This window comes from Geodermatophilus sp. SYSU D00766 (genome assembly GCF_054049915.1).
Window position 1 is genome coordinate 247,213 of the sequence record NZ_JBJGYI010000001.1, and the last position, 16,423, is coordinate 263,635.

The 16,423-nt window shown below is 79.1% G+C and carries 12 protein-coding genes and 1 riboswitch; of the genes, 5 read left to right on the plus strand and 7 right to left on the minus strand.

All coding sequences use genetic code 11. The features are described from left to right. The first annotated feature begins 34 nt into the window (after positions 1–34). Positions 35–1,252 carry an ROK family transcriptional regulator gene (locus tag ACI8AD_RS01115; protein WP_456868715.1) on the plus strand — a complete coding sequence of 406 codons (1,218 nt, stop codon included), beginning with the start codon at positions 35–37 and terminating at the stop codon, positions 1,250–1,252. Here the strand turns inward: ACI8AD_RS01115 and ACI8AD_RS01120 are convergent. The 6 genes from ACI8AD_RS01120 to ACI8AD_RS01145 form a co-directional block, all read right to left on the minus strand. Further along, the gene (locus tag ACI8AD_RS01120) at positions 1,240–2,205 is read right to left on the minus strand and encodes a hypothetical protein (RefSeq protein ID WP_456868716.1); all 966 of its coding nucleotides are present in this window, start codon (positions 2,203–2,205) and stop codon (positions 1,240–1,242) included. The two genes, ACI8AD_RS01115 and ACI8AD_RS01120, sit on opposite strands and share 13 nt — an antisense overlap. Before the next feature lie 249 nt (positions 2,206–2,454). Continuing rightward, positions 2,455–2,608: riboswitch (cyclic di-AMP (ydaO/yuaA leader) on the minus strand. Positions 2,609–2,753: 145 nt separating this feature from the next. Beyond that, the gene (locus tag ACI8AD_RS01125; RefSeq protein WP_456868717.1) at positions 2,754–3,359 is read right to left on the minus strand and encodes a DNA-directed RNA polymerase subunit alpha C-terminal domain-containing protein; all 606 of its coding nucleotides are present in this window, start codon (positions 3,357–3,359) and stop codon (positions 2,754–2,756) included. 25 nt (positions 3,360–3,384) lie between these two features. Then, positions 3,385–5,214: a serine/threonine protein kinase gene (locus tag ACI8AD_RS01130; protein WP_456868718.1), complete on the minus strand. Its 1,830-nt coding sequence runs from the start codon at positions 5,212–5,214 to the stop codon at positions 3,385–3,387. 206 nt (positions 5,215–5,420) lie between these two features. Further along, the gene (locus ACI8AD_RS01135; protein ID WP_456868719.1) at positions 5,421–10,028 is read right to left on the minus strand and encodes an HAD-IC family P-type ATPase; all 4,608 of its coding nucleotides are present in this window, start codon (positions 10,026–10,028) and stop codon (positions 5,421–5,423) included. A gap of 90 nt (positions 10,029–10,118) precedes the next feature. Further along, positions 10,119–11,234 carry a serine hydrolase domain-containing protein gene (locus tag ACI8AD_RS01140; protein WP_456868720.1) on the minus strand — a complete coding sequence of 372 codons (1,116 nt, stop codon included), beginning with the start codon at positions 11,232–11,234 and terminating at the stop codon, positions 10,119–10,121. 37 nt (positions 11,235–11,271) lie between these two features. After that, positions 11,272–12,915: a bifunctional 3'-5' exonuclease/DNA polymerase gene (locus ACI8AD_RS01145; protein ID WP_456868721.1), complete on the minus strand. Its 1,644-nt coding sequence runs from the start codon at positions 12,913–12,915 to the stop codon at positions 11,272–11,274. Positions 12,916–12,976: 61 nt separating this feature from the next. Here ACI8AD_RS01145 and ACI8AD_RS01150 point away from each other — a divergent pair, with 61 nt between their 5' ends. Beyond that, on the plus strand, positions 12,977–13,258 hold the full coding sequence (locus ACI8AD_RS01150) for a hypothetical protein (RefSeq protein ID WP_456868722.1): 282 nt from the start codon (positions 12,977–12,979) through the stop codon (positions 13,256–13,258). Between the two features lie 16 nt (positions 13,259–13,274). Here the strand turns inward: ACI8AD_RS01150 and ACI8AD_RS01155 are convergent, their stop codons facing one another. Then, on the minus strand, positions 13,275–14,150 hold the full coding sequence (locus ACI8AD_RS01155) for a hypothetical protein (RefSeq protein WP_456868723.1): 876 nt from the start codon (positions 14,148–14,150) through the stop codon (positions 13,275–13,277). 244 nt (positions 14,151–14,394) lie between these two features. Here ACI8AD_RS01155 and ACI8AD_RS01160 point away from each other — a divergent pair, with 244 nt between their 5' ends. From ACI8AD_RS01160 to ACI8AD_RS01170, 3 genes are all read left to right on the plus strand, one after another. Further along, positions 14,395–14,535, plus strand: coding sequence for a hypothetical protein (locus ACI8AD_RS01160; protein WP_456868724.1), 141 nt, complete (start codon positions 14,395–14,397; stop codon positions 14,533–14,535). Positions 14,536–14,623: 88 nt separating this feature from the next. Continuing rightward, complete coding sequence (locus ACI8AD_RS01165) at positions 14,624–15,316, plus strand: IclR family transcriptional regulator (RefSeq protein ID WP_456868725.1); 693 nt, start codon at positions 14,624–14,626, stop codon at positions 15,314–15,316. Positions 15,317–15,452: 136 nt separating this feature from the next. Then, positions 15,453–16,415, plus strand: coding sequence for an MBL fold metallo-hydrolase (locus ACI8AD_RS01170; protein WP_456868726.1), 963 nt, complete (start codon positions 15,453–15,455; stop codon positions 16,413–16,415). Positions 16,416–16,423 lie beyond the last annotated feature (8 nt).

Sequence of the window (16,423 nt, forward strand, 5' to 3'; positions counted from 1 at the left end):
GAACATAAACGATCCGGGCCGATAACCTCAACCCGTGGACGACGGCCGCGCGACGACCGGCGCCCGGCAGTCGACGCTGCGGGCGACCAACCTGGCGCTGGTGCTGCGCGCGGTGTGCGCCGACCCCGGCGAGCTGTCCCGGGCCGGCGTCGCGGCGGCGCTGGGCACCGCTCGCGGCACGGCGTCCCGCCTGGTCGACGACCTGGTCGCCGGCGGCCTGCTCGACGAGGTGGAGCGCGGGCCCGCCGCGCGCCGCGGCCGCCCGGCCACCCCGCTCGCTCCGGGCTCCCGGCCGGCGGGGCTGGGCATGCAGGTCGACGCCGGGCTGGTCGCCGTGCGGGTGCTGGACCTGCGCGGGCGGACGGTGGCCGAGCGGCTGCACGAGGAGGACCTGCGCGGCAGCGACCCGGGGACCACGCTGGCCCTGCTCGGCCGGCTGGGCGCCGAGGTCCTCGCCGCGCTGCCCGACGGCGTCCGGGTGGTGGGGACGGGACTGGCGCTGCCGGGCCTGGTCGACGCCGGGCGGGGCCTGCTGCTGCGCGCGCCCAACCTGGGCTGGTCGCGGGTGCGCCCCGCCGAGGTGCTCGCCGACCTCCTCCCCGGCGCGCCGGTGCCGGTGCTGGGCAACGAGGCCGACCTGGCCGCGCGCAGCGTGGCGGAGGACGCGCCGGGCCGCCCGGGGGCGCACCGCGACTTCGTCTACCTGTCGGGGCAGATCGGCATCGGCGGCGCCGCGGTGCTGGCCGGCCGCGTGATGACCGGCAGCTCCGGCTGGGCCGGCGAGATCGGCCACGTCTGCGTCGACCCGGCCGGGCCGGACTGCCCGTGCGGGTCGACGGGGTGCCTGGAGCGCTACGCCGGCCGGCTGGCGCTGCTGGCCGCCGCCGGGGTGCCCGCCGACGCCGGCCCCGCCGAGCTGCGGTCCCGGGCCGAGGCCGGCGACCCCGGTGCCCGCCGCGCCCTGGACAGTGCGGCGTGGGCGCTCGGCGTCGCGCTGGCCGGGGTGGTCAACGTGCTCGACATCCCCACGGTCGTCCTGGGCGGGCACCTCGCCGAGCTCACCGGCCTGCTGCGCCCGCGGCTGGAGGAGCACCTGGCCCGGCGGGTGCTCTCGGCCCGGTGGCGCCGGCCGGAGGTGGCGGCGGGCGGCACCACGCCGGCCGCGGGGGCGACCGGCGCGGCGCTGCGCGCCCTCGACGCGGTGCTCGAGGACCCGGTGCGGTGGCTGGGCGGGATCCCTCAGCCGGTGTAGTTGACGTGCACGTGGTCGTAGTGGTTGGCCGTGGCGCTGCCCCGGTCCTCCATCTGCGACCACGAGCCGCCGGGCGAGGAGAGCATCTTCTGCTCGTAGATCAGGTAGTCGACGCCGAGCTCGTCCCAGTGCGCGATGTGGTACTGCACGATCGCGTCACCGAGGGCCGTGTCGCTCATGACCATGTAGTCCAGCGCCAGGCCCGAGGGGTGCCCACCGGGGTCGGTCGCGCTGGCGCGGGTGCCGCCGAGGGTGATCGAGGCGGCGCCGGGGACGTTGCTGACCACGGCGTCGGCGGCGGCCTGCACCACCGCGCGCACGGGGCCGGAGGTGTTGGTGATCCGGGCGACCCGCGACGCCGTGGTGCCGGTGGCCGAGGACGACGAGGAGGACGCCGCCGCCGGGGCGGCCTCGGCGGACCCCTGGTCGGCCGAGGCGGCCTGCTCGGCCTCCGCGGCGGCCTGCGCCTGCGCCGCCTCGGCGGCGGCCTGCGCCTCGGCGGCCGCCTGGGCCTCCGCCGCCGCCTGCGCCTCCGCGGCGGCCCGCGCCGCGGCCTCGGCGGCCTGGGCGTCGAGCACGGCCTGGTCGGCGCCGGCCTGCGCCTGCGCGGCGGCGGTCTCGGCGGCCTCGCGGCTGCCGCGGCTGGCCGCGAGGGCCTCCAGCGGCTGCAGGTCCTCCGGCTGCACCGGCGGTGCCTCGGCGGCCGGGCCGGTGCGCGCGGGCAGGCCCAGCGCCTGGGCGACGGTCACCGTCTCCGACGTCCCGGCCTGCGCCTCGGCGGCCGGGTCGGGGGCGACGAGCACGTTGGCCAGCAGTGCGCCGGCGGCCGCCACGCCCAGCAGCAGGGCGGGCCGGCGGACGGGCGGGCGGCGGCGCGCGGGGCCGTCGGGGGTGTCGGGCGAACGGCGGATCTCGGCGGTGGCGGCGTCCGTGCCGGTGGTGCGGGCGTCCATGCGGTGGGGGTGCTCCAGGGGGAGGCACGGCGCGGCCGGGGCGGCGCCGTGGTGGGGTGCGGGCAGGAGGCGGCACGGCCGTCGCGCGCGACGCGGGCGCACCGGCGTACGCCGTCCGGGAGGCCCGGACGGGCGCGGTGCGGCGTCGGGGACGGCCGGGCGCGGTCAGATGCGGGAGCGCACCCGGGTGCGGCGGAGCCGGCGGGGTGGTGCGGTCGTGCTGCAGAAGCGCGCCATCCGGCGGCTCTCCGTTTCTCCCGATGGCCGCCTACCGGGTCAGCTGACGGGTTCGGGCGGGAAGCAGCCCTACCCGCGGCCGGACGGCGTCCGGCGTGCGGGATTCACCCCAGTGGTGCGGTGGGTCCCCGGCTCGCCCCGGAGGGCGACTCGGCGGCATCCGTCCGGACTCCCCGGACGGGGACGCGACGACCGGTCGGACGGCGGCCACGGTAGTGGCCGTTACCGCTCCGTGACAATCTCGGCCCGGGCGAGCGTGACGAGCGTCGCGTCCCCGCCCGGCGTGTCGCCGGCGCCGCGCCCGGCCCGGCTCAGCTGCCGAGCAGCCGGCGCAGCCAGTCGACCTGGGTGCGGACCGACCACAGCGCGACCCGGCCGGGCACGGTGACCGCGACGCGTGCCAGCCGCGCGCCCAGCCGCAGCAGGTCGGCGTACTCGGCCGGGCGGGGCGCGGCGGCTGGACCGCGGCCGGCGGCCCCCGGCGGTGCCGGGGGACGCCCGGCCGGCGGCCCGGGGTCGGGCGCGGGCTCGCTCCAGGCCTCGGCGTCGGGGGTGCCGGACTCGGGCACCAGCAGGTCCAGCGCGGTGCGGCGGCGCGGGTCGCGCAGCGAGGCGAAGGAGGGGATGGCCGGGGAGTCGGGGCCGCCGTCGTCGTCGGCCGGCGGCGCGAGCCGGTCGTCGCGCGCAGGCGTCGCGGCGCGGGGCAGGGTGGTGGGCGGCTCGGGCACGACCCGGCGGATCGCGGTGACCAGTCCCGCGCCGAGGCCGGGGACGGCGGCGAGCTCGCGGCGGGTGAGGGCGGCGAGCGCGGCGACGTCGGTGATGCCGGCGCGGGTCAGCGCGGTGACCGCCCGGGTGGGCAGGCCCAGCGCCTCGATCGTCCCCGCCGTCGCGTCCCCGGGTGAGCTGGTCGGCATGGCGGAGGACCCTAACCGCCGCCGCTCAGCCGGCCGCGCCGGTGTCGGGGGCCGGAGGGGCGCCGGCCGGTGCCGACGACGTCGCCGACCCCGCGGACGACGGCGGGGACGACGCGGGTGCCGACGGCTCCGACGTGGCCGCGTCCGTCGGCGCAGGGTCCGACGGCTCCGGGTCCGACGGCTCCGGGTCCGTGGTCGTCGGGTCGGTGGGCGGGGTGCCCGTGGGCGCGGTGTCGGTCGGCGTGGAGCCGGTCGGAGCCGTGTCCGTCGGCGTGGTGTCGGTCGGCGTGGTGTCGGTCGGTGTCGTGCCGGTCGGCGCCGTGTCCGTCGGCGCGGCGTCCGTGGGCGCGGCGTCGGTCGGTGCGGTGTCCGTCGGTGCGCTGTCGGTCGGCGCCGTGTCCGTCGGCGCGGGCTCTGCGGGCGCGGGCTCCGCGGGTGCGGTGGCCGCCGGTGCGGGGGCCGGCCCGGACAGCGCGCTCTCGGGTGCCGTCCCGCCCGCGCTCCCGGCCGGCGCGCCGCCACCGGGCGCCGGGGCCGGCGCCGAGGGTGCGGTGGCGACGACGAGCGTCACGACGTCGCCGCGCTGCAGCGGGACACCCACCGGGTCCAGGTCGGCGACCGTGCCGGGTTCGACGGCCGTCGTCTCCTCGGTCCGCTGCTCGACGGTGAGCCCGAGCGCGGAGAGGTCCGCGGCGACCTCGTCGGCGGGGCGGCCGACGTGGTCGCTCGCCGTCAGGACGGTCGCGGTGGCCGCCGCCGCGCTGCCCCCCGCGCCGGCGCTGGTCTCCGCGGCCTGCGCCGGGGCCGGGTCGCCGCCCGAGCCGCCCGGCCACAGGAGGACCGCGAGCAGGCCCACCAGCAGCAGCGCCAGCACCGGGGTCAGGACGAGCAGGCGCGTGCGCCGGCGGGCCGCCACGCCGCCCGGCGCGGGAGCTGCCGGCACCTCCGCCGTCTCCACGGGATCGGCCGCGACGGCGCGGGTCGCCGGCGGGGCGGGCGGCGCCGGCCGGGCGGCCTGCTCGATCGTCTCCTCGACGGCGGTGAGGAACGCACCGGCGTCGGGGAGCCGCTCGCCGGGGTCCTTGACCAGCGCGGCGCCGATGAGCGAGCGGACGCGCGGCGGCACGTCGTCGGGCAGGGGCTGCGGGTCCTCGCGGACCTGCTTGAGCGCCACCGTCACGGGGTTGGTGCCGTCGAACGCCGCGTGCCCGGTCAGCGACTCGTAGCCGACCAGGCCGAGGGCGTAGACGTCGCTGGCGGGGCTGACCCGCTCGCCGGCCGCCTGCTCCGGCGACATGTAGCGGGCCGTGCCGATCACCTGGCCGGTGCCGGTCAGCGGCACGCTCTGCGCCGACCACGCGATGCCGAAGTCGGTGAGCTTCACCCGCCCGTCGGGCCGCACGAGGATGTTGGCCGGCTTGACGTCGCGGTGCACCAGGCCCGCGCGGTGCGCCTCGGACAGCGCCGCCGCGGTCTGCCGGAGCACCGACAGCGCGGCGTCGGGCTCCAGCGGCCCGTCGACGGCCAGCAGCTCGGACAGCGGCGCGCCGTCGACGAGCTCCATCACCAGGTAGGCCAGGTGCTCGCCGGTGCCGGCGTCGTCGGACTCGCCGTAGTCGAGGACCGCGGCGATGTTGGGGTGGCTCAGCGCGGCCGCGTGCCGCGCCTCGCAGCGGAACCGCTCGAGGAAGACGGGGTCGTCGGCGTACTCGCTGCGCAGCACCTTGACCGCGACCGGCCGCTGCAGCAGCTGGTCGCGCCCCCGCCACACCTGGCCCATGCCGCCGGTGGCGATGAGCTCCTGCAGCTCGTAGCGGTCCCCCAGCGTCTGCCGGCCGGTCCCCAGCGAGGTCACGTCCCTGGCTCCGTCCCGTGCTGTGCCCGCGAGGGCCGTCCCCCGGATGCCCGCCCCAGCGGGGCGTCTGCGGTGCGCCCGGACCCGTCCTCCGGGGCACCTCCCTCCGGTTCCCGCTGGTCACGGTCCTCAACCCCTCCGGAGGGCGGCGGTCCGCGCGCACCGGTGCCGCGGACCCGCGCACGGGTCGCCGGTGGGGCGGGCGATCAGGCGGCCGGCACGGGAGGTGTGGCCGGACGGCTCCCGACCGCGCGCCGGCGCCGCAGCAGCGCCGGGACGACCTCCGCACCGGCGGTGCCGGCGGCGGCCCAGGCGAGGACGACCAGCCAGGACAGCGGGTCCAGCGGCGTGCAGCCGAAGAAGCGGCTGATCCCCGGCGTCTGCACCACCAGGGCCAGCACGGCCAGCGAGCCGGCCGCGGTGGCGAGCACCAGCGGGCTGCGGCGGCCGGCCCAGGCGGTCTGGCCGAGCTGGGTGGCGATGAGCGCGGCCAGCCCCGCGGTGCTCGCCCGGCGGCGCGACAGCGAGAGCCACGCGGTGGCCCACGCGCCCGTCGCGCCGGCGGCGGTGGCCGCGCCGCGGACGGCGACCTGGCGCCGCACCGCCCGGTCGAACCCGCGGTGGGGGCCGGCGCGCAGCACCGGCGCCAGCGGGTGGCCGGCCAGCGGCCCGTCGTCCTCGCCCGCGGCGGCCGCCCGCGGGCGGGCGACGGCGACGGCCAGCGCCGGGAACATGTCGGTGAGCAGGTTGACCAGCAGCAGCTGGCGGGTGCCGACCGGCGCGCGCCCGCCCAGCGCGGTGCCCAGGACGGTGAAGCTGACCTCGCCGGCGTTGCCCCCGACGAGGACGGCGACGGCGTCGCGCACCCGCGACCACAGCGCCCGCCCCTCGGCGACCGCGTCGACCAGGCGGGTCAGGTCGAGGTCGGTGATCACCAGGTCGGCGGCGCTGCGGGCGGCGGGCGACTCCGCGCCGGCCACGCCGACCCCGACGTCGGCCAGGCGGATCGCGGCGGCGTCGTTGACCCCGTCGCCGGTCATCGCCAGCGTGGCCCCGGCGCGGCGCAGCGCGCCGACGAGCAGCACCTTGTGCTCGGGGGTGAGCCGGGCGAACACCGCCGACTCCTGCACCAGGCGGGCCCGCTCCGCCTCCGACGCCCGCGCCAGCCGCGCGCCGGTGACCACCCGGTCGGCGCCGGGCACGCCGGCCTGCGCCGCGATCGCCGCCGCGGTCTCGGGGTGGTCGCCGGTGGCCACCAGCACCCGGATGCCCGCGGCACCCAGCTGCTCGACCGCCGCGGCCGACGAGCCGCGCACCGTGTCGGCCAGGCCCACCAGGCCGCGCAGGGTGAGCCCGGTCGCCGCGGCCTCGAGGTCCTCCGGTTGCCCGTCCAGCTCCCGGTCGGCGACGGCGAGCACCCGCAGCCCCTCGCCGGCCAGCTCCCGCACCCGGTCCGCGGCACCGCCCGCGTCGGTGCACAGCCCGAGCACGACCTCCGGCGCGCCCTTGACCACCAGCCGGCCCGAGCGCAGTGCGGCGGAGAAGCCGCGCCCGGTGGCGAAGGGCACCGAGGCCTCCGGCTCCCCGTCGGACGCCACGCCGCGGTCGTCGGCGGCGGCCACGACGGCGCGGTCGGTCTCGTGGGCCTCGGCGTCGCCGGTGCCCACCCCGGCCGCGGCGAGGCGGAGCAGGTCCTCCTCGTCGTCCCCACCGCCGGCCAACGGCACCAGCCGCACCACCTGCAGCCGGTTCTCCGTGAGGGTCCCGGTCTTGTCGAAGCAGACGGTGTCCACCCGCCCGAGCGCCTCGAGCACGCGGGCGCTGCGCACCACGGCCCCGCGCCGCGACAGCCGGCGGGCGGCGGCCTGCTGCGCCACCGTGGCGACCAGCGGGAGGCCCTCGGGGACGGCGGCGACCGCGACGGCGACCCCCGCGCCGACCGCCTCGCGCAACGGCCGGCGCCAGAGCACGCCCAGCGCGGTGACCGCGGCGCCGCCGGCCAGGGTCAGCGGCAGCACCGACCGGGTGAGCTCGGCGAGGCGGGCCTGGACGCCCGCGGCCGGAGCCGTGCCCCCGGCCGCCCGCGCGGCCCGCCCGGCCTGGGTGGCCGACCCGACGGCGACGACGACGGCGCGCCCGCTGCCGGCGACCACCGTCGTCCCGTCGAAGAGCACGCAGCGGCGGTCGGGGACCTCGGCGCCCGGCGTCGCGGCGACGGACTTGGCCACCGCCAGCGACTCGCCGGTCAGGCTGGACTCGTCGACCTCGAGGTCCTCGCTCTCGAGCAGGCGGGCGTCGGCGGTCACGACGTCGCCGGAGGCCACGAGGACCACGTCGCCGACCCGCAGCGCGCCCGCCGGGACCTCCTCCGGCCCGCCGTCGGTCTCCCGGCGCACGCAGGCGTCCTGCTCCAGCAGCAGCGACTCCAGGGCGGTCTCGGCGCGCATCCGCTGGACCGCCCCGAGCAGGGCGTTGCCGACGGTGACCCCGCCGACCAGGAACGCGTCGACGGTGTCGCCGAGGACCGCGGTGGCCCCGGCGCCGGCACCGAGGACGGGGGTGAGCGGGTCGGCGAGCTCCGCGGCGACCGTGCGCCCGAACCGGACCGGCACGCGCACGGCCGCCACGCCGGTCCCCCGCCGCCACGCCCGCGCCAGCGGCCCGGGCGGCGCGTCGTCGGCCCGGGGCAGCTCCGCCAGCCGGCGCAGGACGTCGTCGGGGTCGAGGGCGTGCCACGGGGTGTGCACCGACGGCGCGGGCGGTGGACGGCGCGCGGCCCGGATGGCGGTCACGGTGCCGTCGGCCATCGCCCACACGGTCGCCGTCTTGCCCGGCGTCGTCGCCCGGCGCTGCCCGCGGCCGGCCGACCCGACGGCGGCCAGCAGGCCGCCCAGGACGTTGCCGGTCACCGCGCTCTGCACCGAGCGGCGGGCCACCGCCCGCGCGTCGGTCACCGCCCGGACCACCCGGCAGGCGTCGGCCAGACCGGACCCGGTCACCAGGTCCGCGCCCCAGGCCGGTGACCGGTCCGGCCGGACGGGGGCCACCGCGACGTCGGCGGCCAGCAGCGCGGCGGTGCCGGCGTCGGCGACGAGCAGCACGCCGCGGCCGTCGGCCTGCAGGCGGCGCACCACGGCGTGCAGCGACTCGTCCCCCGGCGCCACCTCGTCGGCGAGCCCGGTGACCTCCCGCGCACCGGCGTGGGGGGTGAGCACCAGGCGGGAGCCGGTCGCGGCCGCGGTGGTCAGCAGTGCCTCGGCGTGCGGGTCGAGCTCGGGGGCGACCAGGACGGTGCCGACCCGGCGGCGCCCGTCGTACACGGTCCGCAGCACCGCGCCCGGCGCGTCCGGGGCCTCGCGCGGGTCGCTCAGCCGGGTGCCGCGCCCGCCGCCGTCCGCGGCCGCGTCGGTGGCGAGCAGCCGGGACGCGGCGGTCCAGACGGCGGCGTCGTCCCACCCGTCCGCCTCGGCGGTCGCCTCCAGCACGACCGGCGGGCCGGTGCACAGCGTGCCGCCGTCGACGACGACGCAGTCGACGCGGTCGAGGCGGCGGTAGGCGGCGCCGTCGAGCGGCAGCACGCCGGAGCGGCACAGCAGCAGGTCCAGCGTCGCGGCGAAGGACTCGGAGCCCTGCAGCGCGGCCTTCGGCGAGAGCGCCTTGACCAGGTCGGCGGAGCGGCCGGGCCGGCCGGTGAGGGCCAGGACGGTCAGCGCGAGCGCGGTCGTCGTCGGCCCCAGCCGGGACTGGTAGCGGCCGACGGCACCCGCCGCCAGGGGGACCGGCCGCCGCCCGGCGTCGGCGGGGTCGGGGTCGGGGTCGGGGCCGGGGTCGGGGTCGGGGTCGGCGGAGTCGGGGTCGGCGGCGTCCGGCTCGGGGCGGCACAGCTCCTGCTCGCGCCGCCGCCACACCTGGCGCCGGGCCCGCACCTCCAGCACCTGCAGGGCGGAGGCGGCCGCGTTGATCGCGGGGACCGTGGGGCTCTGGGTGGCCGAGTGCAGCACCGCCGAGAGCCCCTCGAGGGCCAGCCGGGCGCCGAACCGGCCGATCCGCCGCACGAGCAGCTCGGTGAACCAGTCCTGGCTGTCGAGCAGCGTGACCGCCAGCGTGGCGTGCCGGCTGAGCGCGGGGACCGGCAGCGCCCGGCCGGTGAGCGCGGCGGCGACGCCGAGCGCGTCGACCGCCGCCGCGGCCGCCGCGGCCAGCAGCGGCTCGAGGTCGGCGGGGTGGTCGGCCGGCTCGGGCAGGACGCCGCGCCGGCGCCCGGCGGCCTGCACCGACCGCACGCTCTCGACGACGTCCTCCACGTCGACCCGCCGCTGGTCGACGCCGACCAGGACCCGGCCCAGGACGTCGTTGACCGTCGCCCACTGCACGCCCTCGAGGCGCTCGAGCTGCCGGCGCAGTGCGTGCCGGGCCTCGGGCGGGGCGTCCGGGGACGGCGCGGGGACCTCGACCTGCACCAGCCCCCGGTCGGCCCACACGCGCGGCGTCCGGCGGCGGTGCACCGGCTCGAACACCCCCGTGACGACCCCGGCGAGGTCGCGGACCCGCCCGGTGGGCAGCGGATCGGCGCCGGTCACGAGCGTGCCGACCGAGCGGGCGCCGGACACGGCCGCCTGCGCGAGGTCGACCGGCCGCCCGGCCACCCGCGAGGTCAGCCCCGACGCCGTCCGCACCGCGGCCCGCGACGTGCCGGCCAGCAGCCCGGCGGTGAGGAGGGCGGGCGTGGCCGCCACCTGCACGCCCGCGACCGCGACGCGGGCGGTGGCCGACAGGGCGCGCCGGGCGGGGACGGCCCGGCGCAGCACGCTCATCGCACCGCCCCCCGTCCGCGCATCCGCTGTGACTCGCGTCACAGCATCCACCGGATCAGCGCCGTCCACATCCCCCTGCGCGATGCGGGCTCAGACCGCCCACACGCCGGGCAGGACCCGCCAGATGCGCGCGAAGTCAGTCACGCCCGGCTCGTCGCCGTTGCAGCTGACCGCCGCCGCCGTGTGCCGGTCGGCCGAGACCCGCATGATGCTGAGGGAGCCGGCCCAGTCGCCCGCGTGCTCGAGCGCGCCGCCTCGGGCGAGCCCGATGCCCGCGCCGTAGTCGCCGGTGCCGCTGACCGGCGCCGGGTCGGCGAGCCGGGCGGCCAGCAGCTCCTCACCGCCCAGCCGGCCGGTGCGGTACTCGTCGGCCCAGCGCACCAGCTCCGACGGCGTCGCCCGCACGGTGCCGTCGCCCACCTGCTGCCACCGCGAACCGGCGACCCGCCACGGCCCGGTGGCGGTGTCCTTGACGTGGCCGCGCGCCGAGGAGTCGTCGGGCGAGTCGGGATCGGCGACCGTGGGGTCGACCGCCATGACGAGGCCGAGTGGCCCGAACACGCGCTCGGCGAGGAACTCCGGGAGGGGCTGCCCGGACGCCGCGCGGACCACCTCGGCCAGCAGCACGTAGTTCGAGTTCGAGTAGGCGAAGCCCTCCGCCTCCGGCAGCTCCGGATGGGCGGCGATCGCCTGCACCGCCTGCTCCTGCGTGGTCACGTCGGTGATCGCGAACCCGGCGGCCTCGAGGTCGGCGACGTAGTCCGGGATGCCGCTGGTGTGGTGGACGAGCTGGTCGAGCGTCACCTCCTGCCCCCAGGCGGGCAGGCCCGGCAGCCACCGGGACACCGGGTCGCCGAGGGTCAGGACGCCGTCCTGCTCCAGCAGGAGCACGGCCGTGGCGGTGAACTGCTTGCTCACCGAGGCGACGTCGAAGGTGGTCTCCGGGGTCAGCGGGCGGCCGGTGCGCACGTCGGCGACGCCCCGGGCCGCAGCCCAGACGACCTCGCCGTCGACCCCGACCGCCAGGGAGCACCCGGGCTCGTCGTCGGTCAGCACCTCGTCGACGAGCGCCTCGCTGCGGGCGATCTGCTCCTCCAGGCCGGACGACACCGTCGCCGCGGCCTCCTCCCCGGAGGTCGCGGTGGACGAGGTGCACGCCCCGAGGACCGCGACCGCGGCCGCCAGGGCGGCGGCTCGGCGGAGCACGCGACGACGGTAGACCCGCGGCCCGCCCACAGGGAGGTCATCCGGCGTCGGCCCAGGACCGCACGACGGCGACGTCGAGCGGGAAGTCCACCGGGAACTCGCCGAACAGCAGCCGCCCGGCCGAGGCGGCCGCCTGCCGCACCTGCTCGGCGACCTCGTCGGCCAGGGAGACCGGCGTGTGGACGACGACCTCGTCGTGCAGGAAGAAGGCCAGGTGCGGGCGCCGGTCGAGCCGACCCTCGCCGAGACGCCACAGCCGGTTGCGCAGGTCGGCCAGCCAGCACAGGGCCCACTCCGCGCCGGTGCCCTGGACGACGAAGTTGCGGGTGAACCGGCCCCAGGAGCGGCGGGCGCGGTCGGTGTCGCGGCCGCCGGGCTCGGGGGCCTCGCCGAGGTCGGCGTCCCGCTGCGCCCACGCGCCACCGGGCACCGGCGAGCCGCGGCCGAGCAGGGTGGACACCACCGCGCCGCGCTCGCCGGCCCGGGCGGCGTCCTCGACCAGGCCGATCGCGCGCGGGTAGCGGCGGGCCAGGCGCGGCATCACCCGCCCGCTCTCGCCGCGGGTGCCGCCGTAGAGGGCGCCGAGCACGCCGACCTTCGCCTCGGCCCGGGTGGCCACCACCCCGGCGGCCACCATGCCGGAGTAGAGGTCGGCGGCCCGCGCGGCCTCGGCGAGCGCGCCGTCGCGGCTCATGCCGGCGAGCACCCGGGGCTCGAGCTGGGCGACGTCGGCGACGACCAGCCGCCACCCCTCGTCGGCGACCGCCGCCGGGCGCACCTGCACCGGCACCGACAGCGCGCCGCCGCCGGAGGAGGCCCAGCGGCCGGTGACCACGCCGCCCGGGAGGAACACCGGGCGGAACCGGCCGTCGCGCACCCAGGTGTCCAGCCACGCCCACCCGTTGGCCGCCAGCAGCCGGGCCAGCCGCTTGTACTCCAGCAGCGGCGCCACGACCGGGTGCTCGAGGCGCTCCAGCGTCCACGAGCGGGTGTCCTCGACCGGCAGCCCGGCGGTCTGCAGCGCGCGCAGCAGCGCGGCCGGCGAGTCGGGGTTGAGGTCGGGGGCGCGCAGCGCGGTGCGCACCTCGCCGGCCAGCCGCTCGAGCACCGGGGGGCGCAGCCCGGCCGGCGGCCGGTCGCCGAGCAGCGCGGTCAGCAGGCGGCCGTGCTCGTCGGCCCGCCAGGGCAGCCCGGCCCAGGTCATCTCCGCGGCGGCGAGCGCCCCGGAGGACTCCGCGGCGAGCAGCAGCCCGAGCCGGCCGGGGTGGGCCGACGCGGCGACGACGGCCTGCTGCCGGCGGTGCTCGGCGACGGGGTCGAGCTCGTCGGCGGGGTCGGCCAGGTCGAACAGCGCCGGGTCGTCGGCGGTCACCGGCTGCAGCGCCGCCCAGCCCGGGTCCGCCGCCGGCCCGGGACCGGCCAGCGGGGAGCGGCGCAGCACCGCGGCGGCCAGCCGCAGGTCGGTGCAGCGCTGCACCCGCACACCGGCGTCGAGCAGCGCCGGGTACCAGCGGGTGGTGTCGTCCCACACCCAGCGCACCGGGGCCGCCCGTTCGCGGGCGGCGACCCAGCCGGGCAGCTCGTCGGGCGCGAGCCGGGTGACCGCGCCGGGGGGGCCGTCGTCGCCGCACGCGGTGGCCGTCACCGCCGCGCCGTCGCGGCGCAGCAGCACCCGGTCCACCCGCGCAGTCTCGCCGACGGGTGCGACAGCGCCGGGGACCCTGGGCGCGCACACTGGCGGCGTGCCCGTCTCCGCCGTCACGCGCCGGGGCGTGGTGCGCCTGCTCAACACCTCCGCCGGGCGGGTGCTGGTCCTCGCCGGGGAGGTCGACGCGGCCGCGGTGGAGGCGTTCTGGCGCTGCTACGGCCGCGAGCCGGTGCGGGTCGACGTCGTCGACGCCCGCTCGGTCACCGCGCTGTCGCCGCCGGGCCGGGAGCTGCTGACCGGCACCCTGGAGGAGGCCGAGCGGTCCGGCCGCCCCGTGGCGCTGCGGTCCTCCCCCGCCGTGCCGGATCCCCGCTGAGCGGGACGTCCCCGGCTCAGGGCCGGTGGCGGGCGTGCGCCGCGCGCCCGGGCACCGGGGCCAGCCGCCAGCCGGCCGCCCCGGTCAACAGGATCGCGACGGCGGCGGCGACGTAGCACCAGGCCACCGGCCGGTCCCACGCCACGTGCTCGCGGTGCAGCAGCACCACCAGCAGCTCCAGCGCGCCGAACACGGCGTAGGCGATCGCCGCGGTGCGCATCCGCTCCAGGTCCCCGGCCAGCGCGGCCAGGGCGGTGGCGAGGCCGAACGCGACCAGCCAGGCGCCGACCACCCGGCCGGTCAGCGGGGTGAGCGTCCAGGGCCACAGCGTCTCGGCACTCGACGGCGCGACGGAGATCGCGGCGCCCACGGCGAACAGCACGACCGACTCGACGGCGAGGGCCGCCCGCAGCACGGCCGGCACGGGGAACCGCCGCGGCGGGTCGGTGCCGGGCGCCCGCTCCTGGAAGACGAGGGCGACGAGGATCCCGAGCGGGATGAGCACGTACACGGCGGTCCAGAACCACGCCGCGCCGCGCGCCAGGGCCGGCGAGTCGGCGAACTCCGCGGCGAAGTGGAAGCGGTCGGCGTGCACCAGCGTGGCGACCAGCGTGAGCAGGGTGAACACCAGGATGGTGAGCACCGGCACCCGGCTGTGCGCCCACACCGGGTCGCGCAGCGACAGCACGACGAGGGTGAAGCCGGCCGCGTAGCCCGCGCCGAGGAACGCGGCGGTCACCGGCGGCTGGATCGTCCAGGCGAAGGACTCGTCGGTGCGCGTCGACAGGACGAACAGCGCGGTGAACCCGAGCGCGGTCAGCACGCTGAACACCAGCAGCAGCCCGCGCATGACCGGCAGCAGTTCGCGACGACGGTCCGCGGTCGGGCGCACGGCCGTGGTGACAGGGTCCACCGGAGGACCTCCGAGACTCGGTGCACTCCCCCGTGCGCGGCCCATTGGAGCACCGCAGCGCGGGCCTGTCACCGGAGTTGCGCCCGCCCCCGGGACGTGGCCGACGACACGGCCCCGGTTCACCCGCCGTTGGGCGTGGTGACACCGCCCTGCAACAGCGGGAGGGGACCGTGGGACCCGTCCGGACGACGACGTCCCCGATCGAGATCCTCCTGGAGACGCCATGGACAGCACCGCCACCACCGCCCGCCGGCCCGCCCCGCTCGCCACCCGCACCCGCGCGTGGCTGCGCCGCCTCGACGCCTACACCCTCGAGGTCTTCAACCCCGGCCTGCCCTACCGGCCCCGTCCCGACCGGGGCTGACCCGCCCGGGGGACCGCCCCGGCCGCGCCCCCGGCCGGCCGGGGCGGCGGCCGTACGCTGGTCGGACCCGACGGAGGAGGCACCGGGGATGGCGGCCGACGACGGCGCGAGCGCGCCCCAGTCCCAGACGCTCGACCGGGGCCTGCGCATCCTCGAGCACCTCGCCACCGCGACCGCGCCCCAGCCCGTCGCCGAGGTCGCCGCCGCCGTCGGGCTGCACCGCTCCATCGCCTACCGCCTGCTGCGGACCCTGGAGGACCACCAGCTCGTCGAGCGCGACACCGCCGGCCGCTTCCGCCTGGGCCTCGGGATGGCCGCGCTCGCCCGCGGGGTGCGCACCGACCTGCAGGCCGCCGCCCTCCCCCGCCTCGACGCCCTCGCCGCCGAGCTGGGCATGACGGCGTTCCTCGTCGTCCGAGCCGGCGACGAGGCGGTGACCGTGGTGACCGTGGAGCCGCACGACACCGCCGCCCACGTGGCCTACCGGCCCGGCACCCGCCACCCCGTGGACCGCGGCGCCCCGGGGCTGGCCCTGCTCCTGCCCCAGCCGCCCTCCCCCGGCGACCGCGCCGAGCTCGTCGAGGCCCGCCGGCTGGGCTGGGCGAGCTCGCACGGCGAGGTGGTCCCCGGCCTGCGCTCCGTCGCGGCGCCCGTCCTCGGTCCCGACGGTGGCGCCCGCGCCGCGATCGCCGTGGTCTACGTCGACGACGGCGCCGACACCGACCGGCTGGGTCGCACCGTGGCCGCCGCGGCCGCGCAGGTCGCCGCCGCCCTGCGCTGACCCGCCGGTCCCGGGCGGGCCCGGGAACCGCGGACCTGGAGGACCGGCCCACGGGGTTGTGTCCCGGACCACGCACGCCTACGCTCCCACCAGTAAACGAACGCGCCGTTCGGATAGCGAGCACCGGGAGCAGCCCATGGCCGCCAAGCCCTTCGCCTCCTCCGCCGACCTCGGCGTCAAGGAGCAGACCCTCGAGGTGCTCGCCGACGGCGTGTACGCGCTGACCGCCGAGGGCGACCCGAACCTCGGCGCCATCGAGGGCGAGGACTTCCTCGTCTGCTTCGAGGCGCTGGCCACCCCGGTCGCCGCCCGCCGCTGGCTGGCCCGGCTGCGCGAGCACACCGACAAGCCGGTGCGGTACCTGGTGCTCAGCCACTACCACGCCGTCCGGGTGCTGGGCGCCAGCGCCTTCGACGCCGAGGTGATCGTCAGCTCCGAGCAGACCCGGGACCTCATCGCCGAGCGCGGCCGGCAGGACTGGGAGAGCGAGTACGGCCGGATGCCGCGGCTGTTCGAGGAGCCCGAGTCCATCCCCGGCCTGACCTGGCCCACCATGACCTTCCGCGACCGGCTGACCGTCGAGCTCGGCGGCGACCGCGGCGAGCTGGTGCTGGAGTTCCTCGGCCGCGGCCACACCGAGGGCGACATCGTCGCCTGGCTGCCGAAGCAGGAGATCGTCTTCGCCGGTGACCTGGTCGAGTCCCAGGCCGCGCTCTACACCGGCGACGCGTTCCACCTCGACTGGGCCGCCGGCACCCTCGACCGGGTGAAGGCGCTCGGCGCCCGGCAGCTCGTCGGCGGCCGCGGGCAGATCGCGCGCGGCCGCGACGAGGTCGACGCCGCGATCGAGCAGACCCGCGACTTCCTGCTCACCATGCAGCGCACCGTCGGCGACGTGCACCGCGCCGGCGGCACCCTCAAGCAGGCCTTCGAGGCCACCCACGCCGCGCTGGCTCCGCGGTACGGCTCCTGGCCGATCTTCGAGCACTGCCTGCCCTTCGACGTCTCCCGGCTGTGGGACGAGTTCTCCGGGATCGAGCGCCCGGTCATCTGGACCGCCGAGCGCGACCGCGCCGTGTGGGACCAGCTGCAGGGCTGAGCCGACGG

What these genes read in the sequence shown, in the direction of transcription:
- ACI8AD_RS01120 (WP_456868716.1), bottom strand. Translation starts at nt 2,205, where the DNA reads ATGGACGCCCGCACCACCGGCACGGACGCCGCCACCGCCGAGATCCGC.
- ACI8AD_RS01125 (WP_456868717.1), bottom strand. Translation starts at nt 3,359, where the DNA reads ATGCCGACCAGCTCACCCGGGGACGCGACGGCGGGGACGATCGAGGCG.
- ACI8AD_RS01135 (WP_456868719.1), bottom strand. Translation starts at nt 10,028, where the DNA reads ATGAGCGTGCTGCGCCGGGCCGTCCCCGCCCGGCGCGCCCTGTCGGCC.
- ACI8AD_RS01160 (WP_456868724.1), top strand. Translation starts at nt 14,395, where the DNA reads ATGGACAGCACCGCCACCACCGCCCGCCGGCCCGCCCCGCTCGCCACC.
- ACI8AD_RS01165 (WP_456868725.1), top strand. Translation starts at nt 14,624, where the DNA reads ATGGCGGCCGACGACGGCGCGAGCGCGCCCCAGTCCCAGACGCTCGAC.
- ACI8AD_RS01170 (WP_456868726.1), top strand. Translation starts at nt 15,453, where the DNA reads ATGGCCGCCAAGCCCTTCGCCTCCTCCGCCGACCTCGGCGTCAAGGAG.